The sequence below is a fragment of the Achromobacter marplatensis genome (assembly GCF_002209535.1).
Classification (GTDB): domain Bacteria; phylum Pseudomonadota; class Gammaproteobacteria; order Burkholderiales; family Burkholderiaceae_B; genus Achromobacter; species Achromobacter marplatensis.
Genome location: NZ_NJIG01000028.1, coordinates 24,638 through 40,079 on the forward strand (window position 1 = coordinate 24,638; position 15,442 = coordinate 40,079).

Sequence of the window (15,442 nt, forward strand, 5' to 3'; positions counted from 1 at the left end):
CATGGACGAAATCTACCGCGGCACGAGCAATGCGACCGACCCCGAAGTGGAAACGCTGGCCAGCGCCCTGGCGCCCGAGGACATCATGCCGGGCCGGGGCATCGTGCTGGTTGCCACCGGCAGCCTGCGCATCATCGCCGACTCACCGTTGGCGGGCGCGCTGGTGCGCTGCTATGTGCCGCGCCCTGGCGACCTGTTCAACATCCGGTTGGCGCGCGGCTACGGCTTTCGAGACGAGATTGGCTACATCGTGGGCGACCGCGGCCGCTTCATCCCCGCGGAGCTAGACGACGGCACGGTACTGCCGGGCCCGCAGGTGCTGCTGGACGACCCCGCGAACATTCTGGCCATGATCCCCGGCACGTCTTCGGATGACGACCTGGTGCCGGTGAAGGTGCCGTGACAGGGGCGGACATGGATCACAAAGACCTTGAGGGCCGGGTTTCATTCCTGGAGCGGGAAATGGTCAGCTTCAAGTCGACCATGCGGGCCGCGGTGGCGGTCCTTCTCTTCATGGGCGGCGGCTACTGGTGGTACGCCAACAAGAGCGTCGACAAGCTGGAGCAGGTCGTAAACAGCGTGCACCTGATCCAGACCGACGTGCTGCTGATCAAGAAGGACGGGGAGCGCAAGGACTGGGAACGGAAGCTCATCAACCAGATGGTCAAAAAAGGGGGGGCTTCGGATGTTTCAAGTTCCCAGGAGCGTGAATAGATGCAACAGACCTTCGACACAGCATTCGACCGCCTCATCGGCCACGAGGGCGGGTATGTGAATCACCCGGACGACCCCGGCGGCGAAACCATGTGGGGCATCACCATCGCGGTCGCGCGCGCCAGCGGGTACGCCGGGCCCATGCGCGACCTGCCGAGGGACACCGCCAAGGCCATCTACCGCGCGCAGTATTGGGACAAGGTGAAAGCCGACAGCATGCCGTTCCCGGTGGCGTTTCAGGTGTTCGACGCGGCGGTGAACCACGGCACCAGCCAAGCAGCAAAGCTTCTTCAGCGCGCCGCGGGCGTGGCGGATGACGGGATCATCGGCCCCAAGACGTTGGCGGCGGTGGCCTCGGTTAACGCGGCGGTGATCCTGCTGCTGTTCAACGCCGAGCGCGAGCAGTTCTACACCGACCTGAAAACTTGGCAGAGCTTTGGCAAAGGCTGGTCTCGGCGCGTTGTCAAGAATATGCGGTATGCCGCGGGGGATATCTGATGAACTTCGACTGGAAGGGCGCGCTGGGGAACCTGGCGCCGATGCTGGCCACTGCGCTGGGCGGCCCGCTTGCGGGTGGCGCCGTGGCGGCGATCACTGCAGCGTTGGGCCTGGGGCCGGATGCCTCAGACGCTGAGATTGCCAAGAAGCTTGCCACCGCCAGCCCAGACACCCTGTTGCAGTTGAAGAAGGCCGAACAGGATTTCGCTGCGCGCATGGCCGAAATGGGCTTCAAGAACGAGGCGGACCTCGAAAAGATCGCCGCTGACGACCGTGCCGACGCGCGGCACCGGGAGACTTCCGTCATGGACTGGACGCCGCGCATCCTGGCCTACCTGGTGACGGCCGGTTTCTTCACGATGCTGGCGTTCATGGTCTTCGCCGAGATCCCCGAGCGCAGCAAGGACCCCATCTATATCCTGCTGGGCACCCTGGGCGGTACGTTCAGCTCGATCATCGCCTACTACTTTGGCAGCACGGCAGGCGGGCAGAAGAAGTCCGAGCTGTTGGCCAAGAACAAGCCCTAGGCCTTCTCCGCGCGCTGGGCGAGCCAGAACCAATGGCTGTGCTTGGCGCGCTTCAGCCTCTGCTTGCGGAAGTAGATCCGCACGCGCCCCACGTGGCCGGCGTCGATCTCCACGGGGTATTCCCGGTCTTCGGCCGTCGCAGCCGGCGGCAGGGTCTTCCCGGCTTCAGAGACGTACTGACCGCCGACCTGTTCGAGGATTCCGTTGTTTTCCATGGCATCAATATACTGGATGGGTACACAGTATATTTCATGAAAACCGGGGTCGCTTCATCGCTTGGGCTGTCGCGTGTCCAGCAGCCGCCGAGCTTTGTGGGCATCGGCTTGAAGTAGGACATGGCTGTATGAATGTACAGCCTTTTTCTGTCTAAAACTAGCCGTGCTGCCTTTTCAAATCAACAGGTTGCGGACCCTAAAACTCCCTATCGTTTTAGACTGGTAGGCGCATTAAACGCATAATAATCAACGCGTTACCTGAGATTTCAGACAGTCTGACGGAGTACATCGTGGTTGTGGCCTTGGTGGCGGTGGCGGCAATTGCCGTCTATCAGTACTTCGGACAGGTGGTGCGTTCGCAAACCGCCGCCATGGCGCGGGAGCTTGCGGGCGAAGATGGCAGCACGCAGAGTCGCGCAGCGCAGCAGGCGGCGCAAAAGGCTGCGGCACAGACCAAGGCGCGTTCGCTCAAGTCGTTTACCGGCAACGCCGCGGATGCAAAGTGATGCTGCATCGGCGCATGCCCGCCGCCCGTCAGCATGGCCAGGCGCTGGTGCTGGGCATGCTGATCGTGGCCGTGGCCACGACGTCTCTGGTGGTGCTTTACAACCTGGGCCAGACGGTCGAGGGTAGGGTGCGGCTGACGCACGCCGCGGATGCGGCCGCGTACAGCGGCGCGCTTGAGCAGGCGCGCACGCTGAATGCCATTGCCTACGTCAACCGAACGCAGATCGCGCATCAGGTAGCAATGGCGCATCTGGTCACGTTGGCCGCGTCGGCGCAGTACGGAGGCGCATTGCAGTCGCAACGCAACCGCGGCAACCCGCCGGTGAGTCTGATCGCGATGTTGTTCGGGCCTGACATGGGGATTGCCTATGGGGCTGGGCGAGCGTTGCCGGACGCCGAGGTACGACTGGCCAGCGCCTTCGCGCAGCACGACCGTGTCGTGCATCAGGTGTTGGAAACGGCTGCGGCGTCCGCCATGTTGGAACTGCCCGCATCGCGCGACCGTGTCATGCGCAAGGTGCTTGCCGCCAACTTCAGTGAAGCAGACGGCAGTGAAGCAGGTGGCCGTAAACCAACGGGTGCGCAGGGGTTGGCGCTGCAGTTGTTGTCAGATGCGTGGCCGGGCTTTATCGAGCGCCAGACCGCTACCCGCAAATCGGGCTTACGGCCGACCGTGGAGCAGGCGGTCGAGCGTTACGGGTTCTTGAAAAAACGGAATGGAACACGGCGCAATCCTTGGCCAGTTAGCTCGCGCTGCCCGCTGTATCGGCATGAGCTGCGCCGCCGCGGATCGACCTGGCTTGGGCCGGATGGGCGCTGGGGAGCCTTGGACACGCAGTCGTTTCATGCGCTGCGATCCAATCGATGGATCGGTTGCTACTACCGCGAATACGCGATGGGCTGGGGCACCGCGCAAGGCCAAAAGAGCAAGGCGCCTGAAGGCGTGGATTACGTTGAAGAACCGCCCGTCGATTTTTCTCAGGAAGATTTCTGGCGGTGGGTGGAGCAATCGACGTCGTGGGACATATTCAGCGGCGTCACCAATCCCATGGCCAATTCGTATGCGATGGCATCGGCGCAGCGATGGCCCGGCCGGGGCTTGCCTGCTTATCGCGAGGTCGCCGCGTCGCGGGTGCGGGATCCATTGCGTTTCGCGGTCAGGGTGAGTTTGGCGGGCGCCGTGTTGAAAACGACTGACGCGGACAGCGCGTTGGCGGCGCCCACCGGCTTGTTCCGCTATGCCGGGCTTGGGCGCACCGACGCCATCACGGTGACTAGCGCCGCCGAGACCTATTTCCTGCGCCCTGAACAACGTGCCGATGGCCGCGGCGAATTGGCCACCTTGTTTCGCCCTTACTGGCAGGCGCGGTTGTCCGCCGTCAAATCTCAGGAAGTCCTGCTTGCCGGGAGGTCTTCATGACGCTGGGCGGGGTGATGGCGAGGCGCCTTGATCGCCAGCAAGGCCAGGCAGCGGTGGAAGCGCTGTTGCTCTTGCCGCTGATGGCCGTGATGGTCTGGGCGGTGAGCGGAATTGGCAGCTTGCAATTCGCGGCGCAACAAATGTCGCAGGCGAGCCGCAAGGCGGCGATGTCAAGTGCGCTGGGGCAACCGCTGCCGTCATCGTGGTCCCGCGCGTCTTCAGTTATGACAAGCCGGGCCAAGGTGTTGCCGGGCATCGCGCCGCCCCGCGTGAGCGCGTTGCAGGATGAATGGTTCGGCGCGGGCTTGCAGTTGCTGACGGTGAAGGCGCAGACCGTGCCGACCCCGGGCAGTGGCGAGTTGGCGCCGTCGATTACCCGGTTGACCCGGGTGGCGATCGGGGCGGGGCATGCGCACGGGGACGCGGATGCGCAGCGCCGGATCGGCAATGCGCCGACGGCTTGGCGGCAGGCTGAAAAAACGTCGCTGGTGCAGGCTCGGCGCGTGGGAGCGCTTGCGCAACGCATGGACGGCCCTTGGGGCCGATCAGCGGTGTCGACGGACTGGTTATCCGCGTGGGCGGACCTGGTGCCGTTAGACCGCTTGGGCAAACGTGGAGGGGTGATTCGATGAGTGCGTACCTGCTTCCCTGGTCTCGCTGGAAAAAGCGTGCCCTTCTTGGGTCGCGCCGCTTGATGCTTGCTGGCGGATTGGTGGCCAGCGCAACGGCGTTGGCTCCCGCAACGGCCATAGCGACGGATGGGATCGGGGCGAAGCCTGCCGCAGCGTCCTTGAGCCGGTTGCGCTTTCCTGACGGCTCCCAGCATGCGGTGCTGGCCGAACGTTTGTGGCTGTACGGCCAACCCGCGCAGGTCGTGGTGTTTGATGTGCCGATGAAGGCGTCGGATCTGGTGCGCGTCCTGTCCGGGCAGCAATCCGCACTGGCGGATTTGAATGTGTTGCCCGGCCAACTGATCCTTTCCGGGCAGATCGGTGATGAGCAGTGGGTGGCCCAAATGGAAGAAGCCGGCCCAGGGCGTACGGTCGGCAGCATTTCTTCGCTGCGTCTGCGTACCCCACCCGCATCGCCGCCTCCTGCGTGGTTGCCGGAAGGGGCGCGGCTGCGCTTGGATGTTGCCGTCATGGATAAGGGCGTCAGGGTGTCCGAGCGGATCTGGCAGCATGCGATGACGCCCACTCGGATGATGTCCTTGCTGGACGCGGGCTTGTTGCGGGAGGGGTGGCAGCGTTTGCGGGGGGACGGTGATGCCCAATCCTGGGCGCGAGGTAGCCAGCGCCTGCAGGTTTCCGTGGTGCCCCTTGATACCGGCAGCGGTATTCGCGTCAGGGGGTGGGCATCGTGAAGGCCCTGCTTATCCATGGCATGCGGCGGTTGCGTCGTGTGGGCGTTTATGGGCTGGCGCTGGTGGCTGGCCTGGTGTCGGCGTGGGCGGTGCGCGAGCACGTGCAGCAGCGGGTTCAGGCCCTGGAGGCGCAAGCGCGCACGCCCGTCGTCGAACGCCTGGTCGCAGCCTATGACTTGCCCGCGGGCACTAGTCTGGAAGAGATGCATCTGGCAGTGCGTGAAATCCCCGCGCAGTGGGCATCCAGCGCAAGCCTGGATCCGCTGGATCTGAGTAGCCTGCTTGGCGCAACCCTGGTGGCGGATGTGGCGCATGGCGAACCTTTGCTGAAGACACATCTGACCTTTACGGCGCCAGCGCCTGCGCTGGCGTCGCGACTTCGGGCTGGCCAGCGGGCGCTGACGGTTGCCGCAGGCGATTTGGGCGGCTTGGCCGAGATGCTGCGCGCTGGCGATCTGATCGATATCTACGTGAGCTTCTCTCATCGCCAGCGCGAGCTCACCGTTCCGTTGCTGCAGGGCATGCGGGTGCTGACCGTGGGCGCAGAGACCGATCCTGATGGCTCCGGCGCAGGCAACATCACGTTGGCAGCCGATCCGGACGAAGCGGTGCGCTTTGTCGCAGCCAGGCAATCGGGAACCCTGACGGCCATGCTGCGTCATCGTGACGATGCCGGGGCGGTGAAGGCATCGGCTCAGACGGATCTGGCAACGCTGGTCGGGCTGGATCCCGAGCCTGAACCCATTCCCGGCGTGGCCATCCTGTACGGGGACCGGGTGGATGCGCAGGCCCTCGTTGCTCCCGCCGGGCACGCCGCAATGGCCGGCTTCGAATCGGGGCGGCCATGAAACGCATCGTGTTGATCTTCGGCGCAGTGTGCCTATCCCTATGGGGGGCGGCAGCCTGGGGCCAGATGGAAGTGCTGGAGCTTCAAGTGGGCGAAACCCGCGTCTTGCCGCACCCTGGCGTGAAGAGGGTGGCCATCGGCAACGGGCAAGTGCTGAGCGCCGTCGCAGCGGAAGGCCGAGACGTCGTGATCTTTGCCCGGGCGGAAGGCGTGTCGTCGGTGCACGTCTGGAACGCGAAAGGAGCGACGACGGCCTACGAATTGCGGGTGGTCGCCGCTGGCGCACCGCGCCTGCGGGCCGAAGTCGAAGCGTTGCTGGCCCGTATCCCCGGTGCGCGCAGCACCAGCGTGGGAGGCCGAATCCTGATCGAGGGCGACGACTTGTCCGACGATGACCGAGCCCGCATCGCCGCCTTGGCGGAACGCTATCCCGCCGTTCTGGACTTTACCGGCCAGGTTGGGTGGGACCGCATGGTCTTGCTGGACGTGCAGGTGGTGGAAATACCCACCTCCCGATTGCGCGAGTTCGGCGTGCGCTGGGACGGCGTGACGCAAGGGGGGATGAACGCGGGCCTGGCTTGGGATGCGGGGGCGCTTGGCCGGATAACCCGGCCGGGCGAGTCGGTGATCGAAACCGCCGGGCCGGTATCGGCCGCTGCAGGTTACTTCGGCGTGAATGCGCTCTTGTCCGCCCGTATCGCCGCCCTGGCGCAAACCGGCGAGGCCGTGATGCTGGCGCAGCCGCAACTGCTTGCGCGCAGTGGTGCCAGCGCGACATTCCTGGCGGGTGGCGAGGTGCCCTACGTGTCCACCGATGGACGCGGCAATCCTACGACGCTGTTCAAGCCGTATGGCGTATCGCTCAGCATCACGCCACGCATCGACCGCAATGGCGTCATTCGGTCCTTGATCGAGGTAGAGGCCAGTTCCGTGGATTCCTCGCTGAGCGTGGCGGGCGGCCCGGCATTGCGCACGCGCCGAGCATCGACCGAGTTCAACGTGCGGTCGGGTAATACGCTGGTGATTGGCGGCTTCCTGTCGCGCGAGAACGCCGAGGAGGTCAGCGGGTTGCCCTGGCTGCAGAACATTCCGATTCTGGGCGCATTGTTCTCGTCTCGGCGCTATCAACAGCGCGAAACCGAGTTGGCGATTTTCGTCACGCCCAAGATCGTGTCGCAAAGCGAACCTGCCTTGGCAGAGCGCGTACGTCGTGGCCGCGAGGTCCTGGACGCCACGTTCCCGGAACCCCCTCGGTTGGGCACGGCAGTGCCGTCAGTGGCAGGCGGTTGGGATCCCTATTCGGGGGCTGGGTCTCAATGGACATCCCGCGACGACACGACTCGAACCCTTCTGCGTGAGTAAGGCGATGCTTGATATTGAAATGACTTTCGAAGATGCCGGCGTTCGTCGCTTGGCTGCTGCTGCGCCGGTGTTGATCGGGCGGGGCGCGCAGTGCGATCTGCGCATCTCGAATTGGCGGGTCGGCCGGCAGCATGCTCGCCTGGTGCGCGAGGATGCGGATATTGTTCTGGAAGACCTGGGTACGCTGGCCGGCACGATGGTCAATGGCGTGCGAGTGGTGCGTCATGCGCCGGTACTTCCCGATGACGACATCCTGATCGGCCCTTGCCGCTTGCGGGTGCAGTGGGCCTCGTCGGGTGCCCTTCCGCCGGCCGCTGAGCAGGCAAGAGAACCGCACGATCTTGTCACGCTGATTGCCGCGCAGCCAGCAAGCGCCGCGCAGACGTCGACACCCGCGCAGCCTGCACCGCCGCAACGGCTTCACGAGCGGCTTCAGGAACGGCGGCGCTTGCACGGCGCGTTGCTGGAGGGGCTGGATTTACGCCGGCGCGATGTGGCCGGCATGAGCGATGGCACGTTGCGTGCAGAGGCCGAACGCTTGCTGACCCAGATCGTTGCCAAGGATGCGGACTGGGCCGGCGATGTCGACAAGGCAGCGTTGTGCCGCGAGGTACTGGACGAAGCGGTCGGCTTGGGGCCACTTGAGCCTTTGCTGGCGGCGCCTGACATTACCGAAATCATGGTCAACCGCTACGACGAGATCTATGTAGAGCGCGCAGGGCGACTATGGCGGCATCCGGCGGCCTTCACCAGCGAGCAGTCCGTGCGTTGGGTGATCGAACGCATCGTGACGCCACTGGGCAGGCGCATTGACGAGAGCTCCCCCATGGTGGACGCCCGTCTGCCGGATGGGTCGCGCGTGCACGCGATCATCCCGCCGGTCGCCATGAAAGGGGCAAGCCTGACCATCCGCAAGTTTCCGCAACGCCGGCCCAAGATGGCCGATCTGATTGCGGCGGCGTCGCTCAGCGAGGGCATGGCGCAATTCCTCGCGCTTTGCGTGCGGATGCGCAAAAGCCTGGTGGTGTCGGGAGGAACCGGCTCCGGCAAGACGACCTTGCTGAACATCCTTTCAAACGAGATTCCGGACGGCGAACGGGTCGTCACCATCGAGGACGCGGCGGAGTTGCGCCTGAACCACGATCACCTGGTGGCCCTGGAGGCACGCCCCGCCAATCAGGAGGGCAGAGGACACATCGATATCCGCGAACTGGTGCGTAACGCGCTGCGCATGCGGCCGGACCGGATCGTCGTCGGTGAGTGCCGGGGCGCCGAGGCATTCGATATGTTGACGGCCATGAACACCGGACATGAGGGTTCTTTGACGACCCTGCACGCGAATTCTCCGCGCGATGCCCTGGGCCGCCTGGAATCGATGATTCTGATGGCGGGCCTGGATCTGCCCTTATCTGCCGTGCGTGAGCACATCGCGGCCAGTGTGGATCTGGTGGTGCAGCAAGCGCGGTTGGCGGATGGGCGGCGCGTGGTGATGTCGATTGTGGAAGTCGCCGGCATGGAAAGCGGTCGTATACAACTGCTGGAACTTTTCCGGTACGACCGTGCGGCAGGCTTTCTGGGATGTGGCGCGTTGCCCGGCTTTGCCCGGGAATGGAGCGATGAAGGCGTGTCCCTGGACCCTGCCTGGTTTGCGGAGGCAGGCGGCCCGCAGCCCATCGCGACGAACGTCGCGCAGGGCTTGCCGTGATCTGGCTGGCTGCGGGCGGCGCGATGTGTTGCGTGGCGATTCTGGCCTGGCATGCCCAGGGCTGGTTCGCGCCCGCCTTGCGGCGCTACCGCGAGTTTTATACCCAGGATGCCGGCGTTCGCCTGAGCGAAGTGTTCTTGTTCATCGATCCCGCGCAGCTATGGGCGGCCGCGGTGGCGTGCGCGCTGCTGGCGGCGGGGCTGGCGTTGTCCTTGACGGGCAGCGGCGTGGTGGCGGCCCTGGCGGCCGGGCTTGCATCCCGCGTGCCCCGCTGGACGGTCGATAGGCTGCGGCGCAGGCGGGCTGATCGGTTCGAACAACAGCTGCCCATGGCATTGCTGATGCTGGCGTCGGCCTTACGTGCGGGTGTCGCGCTGGCGACGGGACTGCGGCACGTTGTGGAGCAAAGCAGCGCGCCGCTGGCGCAGGAATTCGGTTTGATGCTGCGCGAGCAGCGCATGGGCGTGCCATGGGATGCCGCGCTAGAGAACCTGCATGCCCGGATGCCGGCAGATTCCACTTCGCTGGTGGTGGCCGCTATGCGGATTGCCGCGCAGACGGGCGGAAACCTGGCCGAGGCGCTCGAGAGCATTGCGCAGACCTTGCGGGCGCAGTTGCAGTTGCAGGCGAAGTTGCGGGCGCTGACGTCCCAAGGGCGGTTGCAGGCCTGGATCGTCGGTGCGCTGCCTTTGCTGCTGCTGGCGGTGCTGGACCGGTTGGAGCCGGAAATCATGGGGCTGCTGTGGCATACGCCGATGGGGTGGGGCGTGCTGGCCATCGTGGCGGTGCTGGAAACGGCAGGCGTCGTGCTGATCCGGCGCATCATCCGGATCGATATCTGATCCGACAGGGATTTCGATCCCGGCTAGGTCATGGAAGGAGGCCGCAATGTGGTTGTACCTGGGCATGTTGACGACGGCGTTGGGTGTTGGCTGGCTGACGTGGTTTGCCCTGCGCCCGCTGCTGCGGGGCAAGCAGGATGCCGCTGCCGCGTTGCCCTGGTGGTGGCGAGCCGCCTGGTCCTGGGTGTCGGCGGTAGCTCCTTGGGTGGGGCCATTGTGCTCGTGGCGCTTGCGCATCCGGTTGACGCGGGCGATCGAGCAAGCGGCTTTGCCGGTTGGGGTGAGCTATGCCCACATGGCGGCATTGTGCGCCAGCGCTGGCGCAGGCGCGGGAGGGCTCGCCGCGGCAATTGCGGCGCTTGCCGATCCCGCGCCCTTGGCCTGGTTGCCTTGGATGCTTGCCGCAGCATTGGCGGCTGGTGTGGCCCCTGGGCTGTGGCTACGCGGCCTGGGCGAAAAGCGCCGCCGCAGCATCGAAAGGGATTTGCCTTTCGTGTTCGACATGATGACGCTGTGCGTGGAGGCGGGCTTGAGTGTGCAAGGCGCATTGCAGTTGGCCGCGCAAAGCGGTCCGCGCGGCGCTTTGCGGGACGGTCTTGCCGACGCGTTGGCCGAGATGCGGGCAGGAGTTTCCAGGGCGGCGGCGATCAAGGCCTTGGCCGACCGTTGCAATAGTCCGCTTGCGCGGAATTGGGCCGCCGCCTTGGCGCAGGCGGAATCGTTGGGCATCAGCCTGGGGCCGGTGCTGCGCGCGCAGGCCGCGCAGTGCCGCAGCGATCGCCATGTCCGGGCAGAGCAGTTGGCCATGCAGGCGCCGGTGAAGATGTTGCTGCCCCTGATCGGATGCATTTTTCCCTGCACCTTCATCGTGCTGGCGTTTCCGATTGCCGTCCAGCTGCTTCAAAGCGTGCAATGAACGGCCGCCTCGTATTGCCGTTGGATCGGTTGAGACTTCTACGTGTGGCGAGCTGGTGCGGCCGGATGCGTGGCCTGCTTGGTCGCCGGCCGCCTGGGCGGCGGTCCGGCATCTTGCTGACGCCGTGTGCCGGCGTGCATACCTTTGGCATGCGCTACGCCATCGATGTGGCGTTCGTGTCGCGGGATCTGCGGGTGATGGGCGTACGCAGGGCGCTTGCGCCCTGCCGCGTTGCCCTATGCTTCGGCGCTGTGGCCGTTGTCGAGATGCGAGCTGGCGCGATCGATGCCGAATACGGAGGTATAGGCAGGATAGAAGCTGCAATACAGAACGCCGCCCGCCGCGATGTTGAACGGGATTTGCAGCGTGCCGGCGAATTGGGGCGACAGGCCCATCGTGACCAGCAAGCCGGCGCACAGGTCAATGAACAGGAACACCAGGGCCCACGTGGCGCCGTACACCAGGAAGGGCCACTTGTTGCGCCAGCAGGCGATGCCGGAGAAGAACAGCGCCTGGATCAGGCGCAGACCGTGCCAGGCCACCAGTACCGGCGCATGCCAGAACAGCGCGGCAATCACGACGTAGATGATCGCGAAGATGGTCAGCGGAACGCGCATGGCCATCAGGATGGGGTCCAGCGAACGTTCAACGGACGCGATGCGGTAAGCCTCGGCCATTGAATCCATGAAAGGCAGGAAGGTCAGCAGGCCGGCCACCATGCTCAAGCCCGCATACAACAGGCCCATCAGGAACAGCTTCCGGAAGACGCCGGGTTGCTTCAGGGGCTTGCCCCACATGGACGGCAGCATGATGCGGTCGGCATCCACGTGCTTGCATGCCGAGAGCGTCATGAGGGTGATGATGGGCATGAGCGCCACGACCAGGATCGGTCCGACCGGGGGCGTCGCGCTGGCGAAGACGACCAGAAGGCTGATGAACATGGCCCAGGTGAACATGGCCAGAGGTTGCTTGCGGAACAGACGGAAGCCGTCTCGAACCCAGTGCCAGCCGGATGTCGCGGGTAGGAATGCTGCTTGCATGGCTCTCTGAAGGGGTGATCTCTCAAAAGGGACGCGCTAACCCCATTATGGGGGGCATAACGGTTACGGCAATATTGGCAAGCCCGGGCGGTGGCGTGCTTGCAACACTCTTTCGAAGTGCCGCGGGTCGTGAGGTTTAAGCGTTTGAGCCGGCCGGGGCAGGAAAAAGTCGTACAGACGGGAGACCCAGAAGCGTAGCGCGGCGGCGCGCAGCATGACGGGCCAGACCTCGCGTTCGGCGTCCGTGAACGGCCGGACCTGGGCGTAGGCGGTCAACCAGGATTGCACCAGTTCGGGGATGAATTCCCCGGTGTCGCGGTCGATGCACCAGTCATTGACGCTGACCGCCACGTCGAACAGCCAGGTATCGCAACCGGCGAAGTAGAAGTCGATGATGCCGCCCATCAGCGGATCTTCGAACGTGCCGGCGAACAGCACATTGTCGCGGAAGAGGTCGCAATGGGCCGGGCCGGTCTGCAATGCCTGCCAGGCGGGGGTGTTCACCGCAGCCTGTTGGGCAGCCAGTTCGGAACTAAGCAGTTGGGCTTGGCCGGCGTCCAGGAATGGCATGACCTTGGGGGCCGTTTCCAGCCACCAGGACAGGCCGCGCAGATTGGGCTGGTGGATGGGGAAGTCCTGGGCGGCCAGGTGGGCGCGCGCCAGAGTGGCGCCGGCCAGGGCGCAATGGGCGGCCCCGGGGGCGGGTTCGTAGCCGCCGGGCAGGCGCGAAACGATGGCGCAGGGCTTGCCGTGCAGCGTCGTCAGGCGCGTGCCATCACGCAGATTCTGGGGCTGCGGCACCGGGATGCCGCGCTGGGCCAAGTGGTACATCAGTTCGATGTAGAACGGCAGTTGGGCGTGCGTGAGAACTTCGAACAGCGTCAGGACGAATTCGCCCCGGGTCGTGTACAGGAAGTAATTGGTGTTCTCGATACCGGCCGTAATCCCTCGAAGCGAGACAAGCTCGCCCAGGTCGAATTGCGCCAGGAGGGCGCGCGCGTCGTCGTCGGATACGGGAGTGAATACGGCCATTGATATAGAGGGGTGAGGGGGTTAACGGACGCTTGGCTACGCCTGTGCGGCGGCGGCGGCGCAATTTTAGACCACATAGCGGGCGGGGTTACGGCGATCGGCCGGACGCGGGCGGATTCGCCTGCCGGACATAATGCCGCTAAGCCCGTAAAATACCGCATCCCCTTGTTTTGTAGAGTGATTCTTGGACTCCCCCGACTGGCGGCTGTGCGTCGCCCCGATGATTGATGGGAAGTTCATTGGCCGGAGAGCCGCATAGAGCCTGGGTTGTAGCAAACCCCGTAGCACTGCCGTAGCACTGCTAAACGCGGGTTGCTTCGTGCACCTGCCGCGCGGACTCGCGCATGGCATCCATGTATGCGGCCACGTCTCGAAGATCGCAGTACACGTTGCGACCCTCCTTATATACAGGGACCGGCAGTTCACCGGCAGACTTCATGTTCTGCGCCCGGTGCAGGCTGACCCCCATGAAGTCGGCCAACTCGGCCAGGCTGAGCCGGGGCTTCTGGTACTTCGCGAGCAGCAGGAATTCGCTGTTCATATCGCCTCCAAAACGAAGCCCGGCGGTTAAGCGGGCTGGGTTTGCTTCTGGAACACGTGGCAGGGGACGTTTATCCCTACCCTGGTGTTGTCTTTCTGGAAGGTGATGTAGGCGTAACCCTCCGGGGGGATGACCTTCTCAACGATGCCTTCGAAGTCGGATCGGTGTACATCGTCGCCGCGCTCAACTGCGTCATCAGCGGCGTTGACGATTTCTTGGACGCTGGATGCGATGTCGTATTCCCACGCGAACGAGCGCATGCGCCAACCCTTGTAGGCCGGATAGTTCTCGCCAACCCAATCCACAACGCCCTTAAAGTGTTCTTCCATCGTCGTCTCCTTACTCCAGGCCTAGCCCGATTTCCTGTGGAGTGACAAAGAGACCTTCCGACTGAAGGCTCTCTATCAGCAGTTTGATGACGCCCACGGTGAAATCCTTCTCGCTCACGCTAAGATCGATGTCAAAGATCAGCTTTTCCAGATCGGCGTGGCTGGCCCCCTTGAGGGCAGACAGGATGTCTGTGTCGTCCAGTTCCACATTGAATTTGAGTGCCATATCAGTCTTCCATCTCAATGGTTACGTGCATGAACCGGATTTCGTTCTCCGGCACGTTGAACAGGAAGTTCACCCACGCGATGAAGCCGGATGTGAACCAGCCGCATCCGAGTTTTCGAAGGGCGCGGTAGCGTCGCATCATGCGACCTCCGCAAGAGCCGCGTTCAGCTTGGCGACCTCGGCTGCCAAGGCGTCTCGCAGCGCCGTCAATCCGGGCAACGCCTCCGCATCGATGCCGAAGTCACCGGTGCAGCTTTCAAGTTCTTCATCGACCATTTCGGATAGGGAGGAGCTGGCGACTAGTTCCCCTAGTGGCGAATCCGGCCAACGGTCCATGTCATCCTCATGGAGTATTACGTGGACCGCACCAGCGTTGACGGGCGGCGGAACCATGGGGCAATATCCATGGTTGACGATAGGGAAGTGGACAATCATCTCTTCTCCAAAACGAAGCCCGCGCTAGGCGGGCTGTTTCCAGTGCTTCTTTGTGGTCTCAATCACCTGACGCGCACGTTCCTTCAACGCGCCTCCTTCATTTCCGTCAGGGTCTTGACTGTCGTTTCCAGTCGGTACACCCGCTGCTGCAATTCGGTGCGGCGTACAAATTCTTCCTGATGACACTGCTTCCAATACTCCAATTGTTCGGCGGCATTCGCCTGGGCCTGTTTGCGAGCCTTGGCTTCAGCCCGCTTGATCGTCTGGCGCACTCTTGGCCGCTTCATAGCCAAGTATTCTTCTAGGGTTGTGTTGGCCTTCAGGAAGTCTGAATAGCTTTCGGCTGCACGCAGCGATTTCACGAAGACGAAGGCCACCAGGCCGCAGCGCAGGAGCGTAATTGGTGCGCCTTCACGGTCTCCGAACAGCCAGCCGCGTACAAAGCCAAATCCCACCCAGCCCAACGAGATAGTGATATTCACGCTTCCTCCTTCTCCGGATTAGCCTTCACCCAAGCCCTGGCCCAGCGCTCCATCAGTACGCCGGTGTGTGCCCAGTTATCGCCGTGGCGAAAGATGAGGTGCCAAGCGACGGCAGGGTAAGTGTTGGACCAGTCTTGGAGTTCGCCTTGATCTACGGCGTCCAGCTGGTCGAACGCAAGACGCGCCATCGCCACCAGAGCATCCCGCTCGCCAACGCTGAGCGTTACTGCAGCTCCGAATGGCTTGCAGTGCGCCTCGCGGTTGGCTATGGCGCTTAGTTCTTCTTTGGTCATGATTGCTCCATTAATCGTGCCTTGCGGCTTCGGCTGCTCGATAAATGTGCTACCCACTTGCCCAGGCTCGTTGCTCCTCGTGCAGGCATAGATGTGATTGCTAGCCCGCGGACAGCGTTTGTTCCCGCAGACAGGGCAGAGCACCATC

At 63.9% G+C, this 15,442-nt stretch carries 23 protein-coding genes and 1 pseudogene; 14 read left to right on the forward strand and 10 right to left on the reverse strand.

Translation table 11 applies throughout. The annotated features are described in order from the left end of the window. Position 1 precedes the first annotated feature (1 nt). Genes CEY09_RS30535 through CEY09_RS30550 form a run of 4 tightly spaced genes read left to right on the forward strand, consistent with a single transcriptional unit; the run spans position 2 to position 1,739 of the window. Positions 2–403, forward strand: coding sequence for a hypothetical protein (locus CEY09_RS30535; RefSeq protein ID WP_088591502.1), 402 nt, complete (start codon positions 2–4; stop codon positions 401–403). An 11-nt stretch (positions 404–414) separates the two neighbouring features. Beyond that, positions 415–714 carry a hypothetical protein gene (locus CEY09_RS30540; RefSeq protein WP_143219593.1) on the forward strand — a complete coding sequence of 100 codons (300 nt, stop codon included), beginning with the start codon at positions 415–417 and terminating at the stop codon, positions 712–714. Beyond that, a complete protein-coding gene (locus tag CEY09_RS30545; RefSeq protein ID WP_088591504.1) occupies positions 715–1,212 on the forward strand; it encodes a glycoside hydrolase family 108 protein in 498 nt (165 codons plus the stop codon). It begins immediately after the preceding gene. Next, complete coding sequence (locus CEY09_RS30550; RefSeq protein ID WP_088591505.1) at positions 1,212–1,739, forward strand: hypothetical protein; 528 nt, start codon at positions 1,212–1,214, stop codon at positions 1,737–1,739. The genes CEY09_RS30545 and CEY09_RS30550 overlap by 1 nt, the downstream gene beginning before the upstream one ends. Here the strand turns inward: CEY09_RS30550 and CEY09_RS30555 are convergent. After that, positions 1,736–1,954 carry a hypothetical protein gene (locus CEY09_RS30555; protein ID WP_088591506.1) on the reverse strand — a complete coding sequence of 73 codons (219 nt, stop codon included), beginning with the start codon at positions 1,952–1,954 and terminating at the stop codon, positions 1,736–1,738. The two genes, CEY09_RS30550 and CEY09_RS30555, sit on opposite strands and share 4 nt — an antisense overlap. Before the next feature lie 275 nt (positions 1,955–2,229). Between CEY09_RS30555 and CEY09_RS30560 the strand changes: the two genes are divergently transcribed. The 10 genes and pseudogenes from CEY09_RS30560 to CEY09_RS32820 all read left to right on the forward strand — a co-directional run. Beyond that, on the forward strand, positions 2,230–2,460 hold the full coding sequence (locus CEY09_RS30560; protein WP_006223962.1) for a hypothetical protein: 231 nt from the start codon (positions 2,230–2,232) through the stop codon (positions 2,458–2,460). A gap of 14 nt (positions 2,461–2,474) precedes the next feature. Then, a complete protein-coding gene (locus CEY09_RS30565; protein ID WP_088591522.1) occupies positions 2,475–3,881 on the forward strand; it encodes a pilus assembly protein TadG-related protein in 1,407 nt (468 codons plus the stop codon). Further along, positions 3,878–4,513 carry a TadE/TadG family type IV pilus assembly protein gene (locus CEY09_RS30570; protein WP_088591508.1) on the forward strand — a complete coding sequence of 212 codons (636 nt, stop codon included), beginning with the start codon at positions 3,878–3,880 and terminating at the stop codon, positions 4,511–4,513. The genes CEY09_RS30565 and CEY09_RS30570 overlap by 4 nt, the downstream gene beginning before the upstream one ends. Further along, positions 4,510–5,244 (forward strand): hypothetical protein, encoded by a 735-nt coding sequence (locus CEY09_RS30575; RefSeq protein WP_088591509.1) that lies wholly within the window; start codon positions 4,510–4,512, stop codon positions 5,242–5,244. Before CEY09_RS30570 ends, CEY09_RS30575 begins: the two co-directional genes overlap by 4 nt. After that, positions 5,241–6,092, forward strand: coding sequence for a Flp pilus assembly protein CpaB (cpaB, locus tag CEY09_RS30580; protein WP_100220382.1), 852 nt, complete (start codon positions 5,241–5,243; stop codon positions 6,090–6,092). Before CEY09_RS30575 ends, cpaB begins: the two co-directional genes overlap by 4 nt. Then, the gene (locus tag CEY09_RS30585) at positions 6,089–7,453 is read left to right on the forward strand and encodes a type II and III secretion system protein family protein (protein ID WP_088591510.1); all 1,365 of its coding nucleotides are present in this window, start codon (positions 6,089–6,091) and stop codon (positions 7,451–7,453) included. Before cpaB ends, CEY09_RS30585 begins: the two co-directional genes overlap by 4 nt. A gap of 4 nt (positions 7,454–7,457) precedes the next feature. Further along, a complete protein-coding gene (locus CEY09_RS30590) occupies positions 7,458–9,158 on the forward strand; it encodes a TadA family conjugal transfer-associated ATPase (RefSeq protein ID WP_088591511.1) in 1,701 nt (566 codons plus the stop codon). Then, positions 9,155–10,000: a type II secretion system F family protein gene (locus tag CEY09_RS30595; RefSeq protein ID WP_088591512.1), complete on the forward strand. Its 846-nt coding sequence runs from the start codon at positions 9,155–9,157 to the stop codon at positions 9,998–10,000. The genes CEY09_RS30590 and CEY09_RS30595 overlap by 4 nt, the downstream gene beginning before the upstream one ends. 46 nt (positions 10,001–10,046) lie before the next feature. After that, positions 10,047–10,916, forward strand: a complete 870-nt coding sequence (locus CEY09_RS30600) for a type II secretion system F family protein (RefSeq protein ID WP_088591513.1) — start codon at positions 10,047–10,049, stop codon at positions 10,914–10,916. 65 nt (positions 10,917–10,981) lie between these two features. After that, a pseudogene (locus CEY09_RS32820) lies at positions 10,982–11,146 on the forward strand (DUF192 domain-containing protein); the annotation flags it as partial. Between the two features lie 6 nt (positions 11,147–11,152). Here CEY09_RS32820 and CEY09_RS32665 read toward each other — a convergent pair. The 9 genes from CEY09_RS32665 to CEY09_RS30640 form a co-directional block, all read right to left on the reverse strand. Continuing rightward, positions 11,153–11,956, reverse strand: coding sequence for a BPSS1780 family membrane protein (locus CEY09_RS32665; RefSeq protein ID WP_234818439.1), 804 nt, complete (start codon positions 11,954–11,956; stop codon positions 11,153–11,155). A gap of 63 nt (positions 11,957–12,019) precedes the next feature. After that, complete coding sequence (locus CEY09_RS30610) at positions 12,020–12,988, reverse strand: homoserine kinase (protein ID WP_088591514.1); 969 nt, start codon at positions 12,986–12,988, stop codon at positions 12,020–12,022. Between the two features lie 301 nt (positions 12,989–13,289). Next, a complete protein-coding gene (locus CEY09_RS30615) occupies positions 13,290–13,529 on the reverse strand; it encodes a pyocin activator PrtN family protein (protein WP_088591515.1) in 240 nt (79 codons plus the stop codon). Positions 13,530–13,555: 26 nt separating this feature from the next. Further along, entirely contained in the window at positions 13,556–13,858 is a 303-nt protein-coding gene (locus CEY09_RS30620) for a hypothetical protein (RefSeq protein WP_088591516.1), read from the reverse strand. A 10-nt stretch (positions 13,859–13,868) separates the two neighbouring features. Next, positions 13,869–14,084 carry a hypothetical protein gene (locus tag CEY09_RS30625; protein WP_088591517.1) on the reverse strand — a complete coding sequence of 72 codons (216 nt, stop codon included), beginning with the start codon at positions 14,082–14,084 and terminating at the stop codon, positions 13,869–13,871. A 1-nt stretch (position 14,085) separates the two neighbouring features. Next, positions 14,086–14,226 carry a hypothetical protein gene (locus tag CEY09_RS32230; protein WP_158218699.1) on the reverse strand — a complete coding sequence of 47 codons (141 nt, stop codon included), beginning with the start codon at positions 14,224–14,226 and terminating at the stop codon, positions 14,086–14,088. Further along, a complete protein-coding gene (locus CEY09_RS30630) occupies positions 14,223–14,519 on the reverse strand; it encodes a hypothetical protein (RefSeq protein WP_088591518.1) in 297 nt (98 codons plus the stop codon). The genes CEY09_RS32230 and CEY09_RS30630 overlap by 4 nt, the downstream gene beginning before the upstream one ends. An 83-nt stretch (positions 14,520–14,602) precedes the next feature. After that, positions 14,603–15,001 (reverse strand): hypothetical protein, encoded by a 399-nt coding sequence (locus CEY09_RS30635; protein WP_088591519.1) that lies wholly within the window; start codon positions 14,999–15,001, stop codon positions 14,603–14,605. After that, positions 14,998–15,294, reverse strand: coding sequence for a hypothetical protein (locus CEY09_RS30640; protein ID WP_113914621.1), 297 nt, complete (start codon positions 15,292–15,294; stop codon positions 14,998–15,000). The genes CEY09_RS30635 and CEY09_RS30640 overlap by 4 nt, the downstream gene beginning before the upstream one ends. Positions 15,295–15,442: the final 148 nt, after the last annotated feature.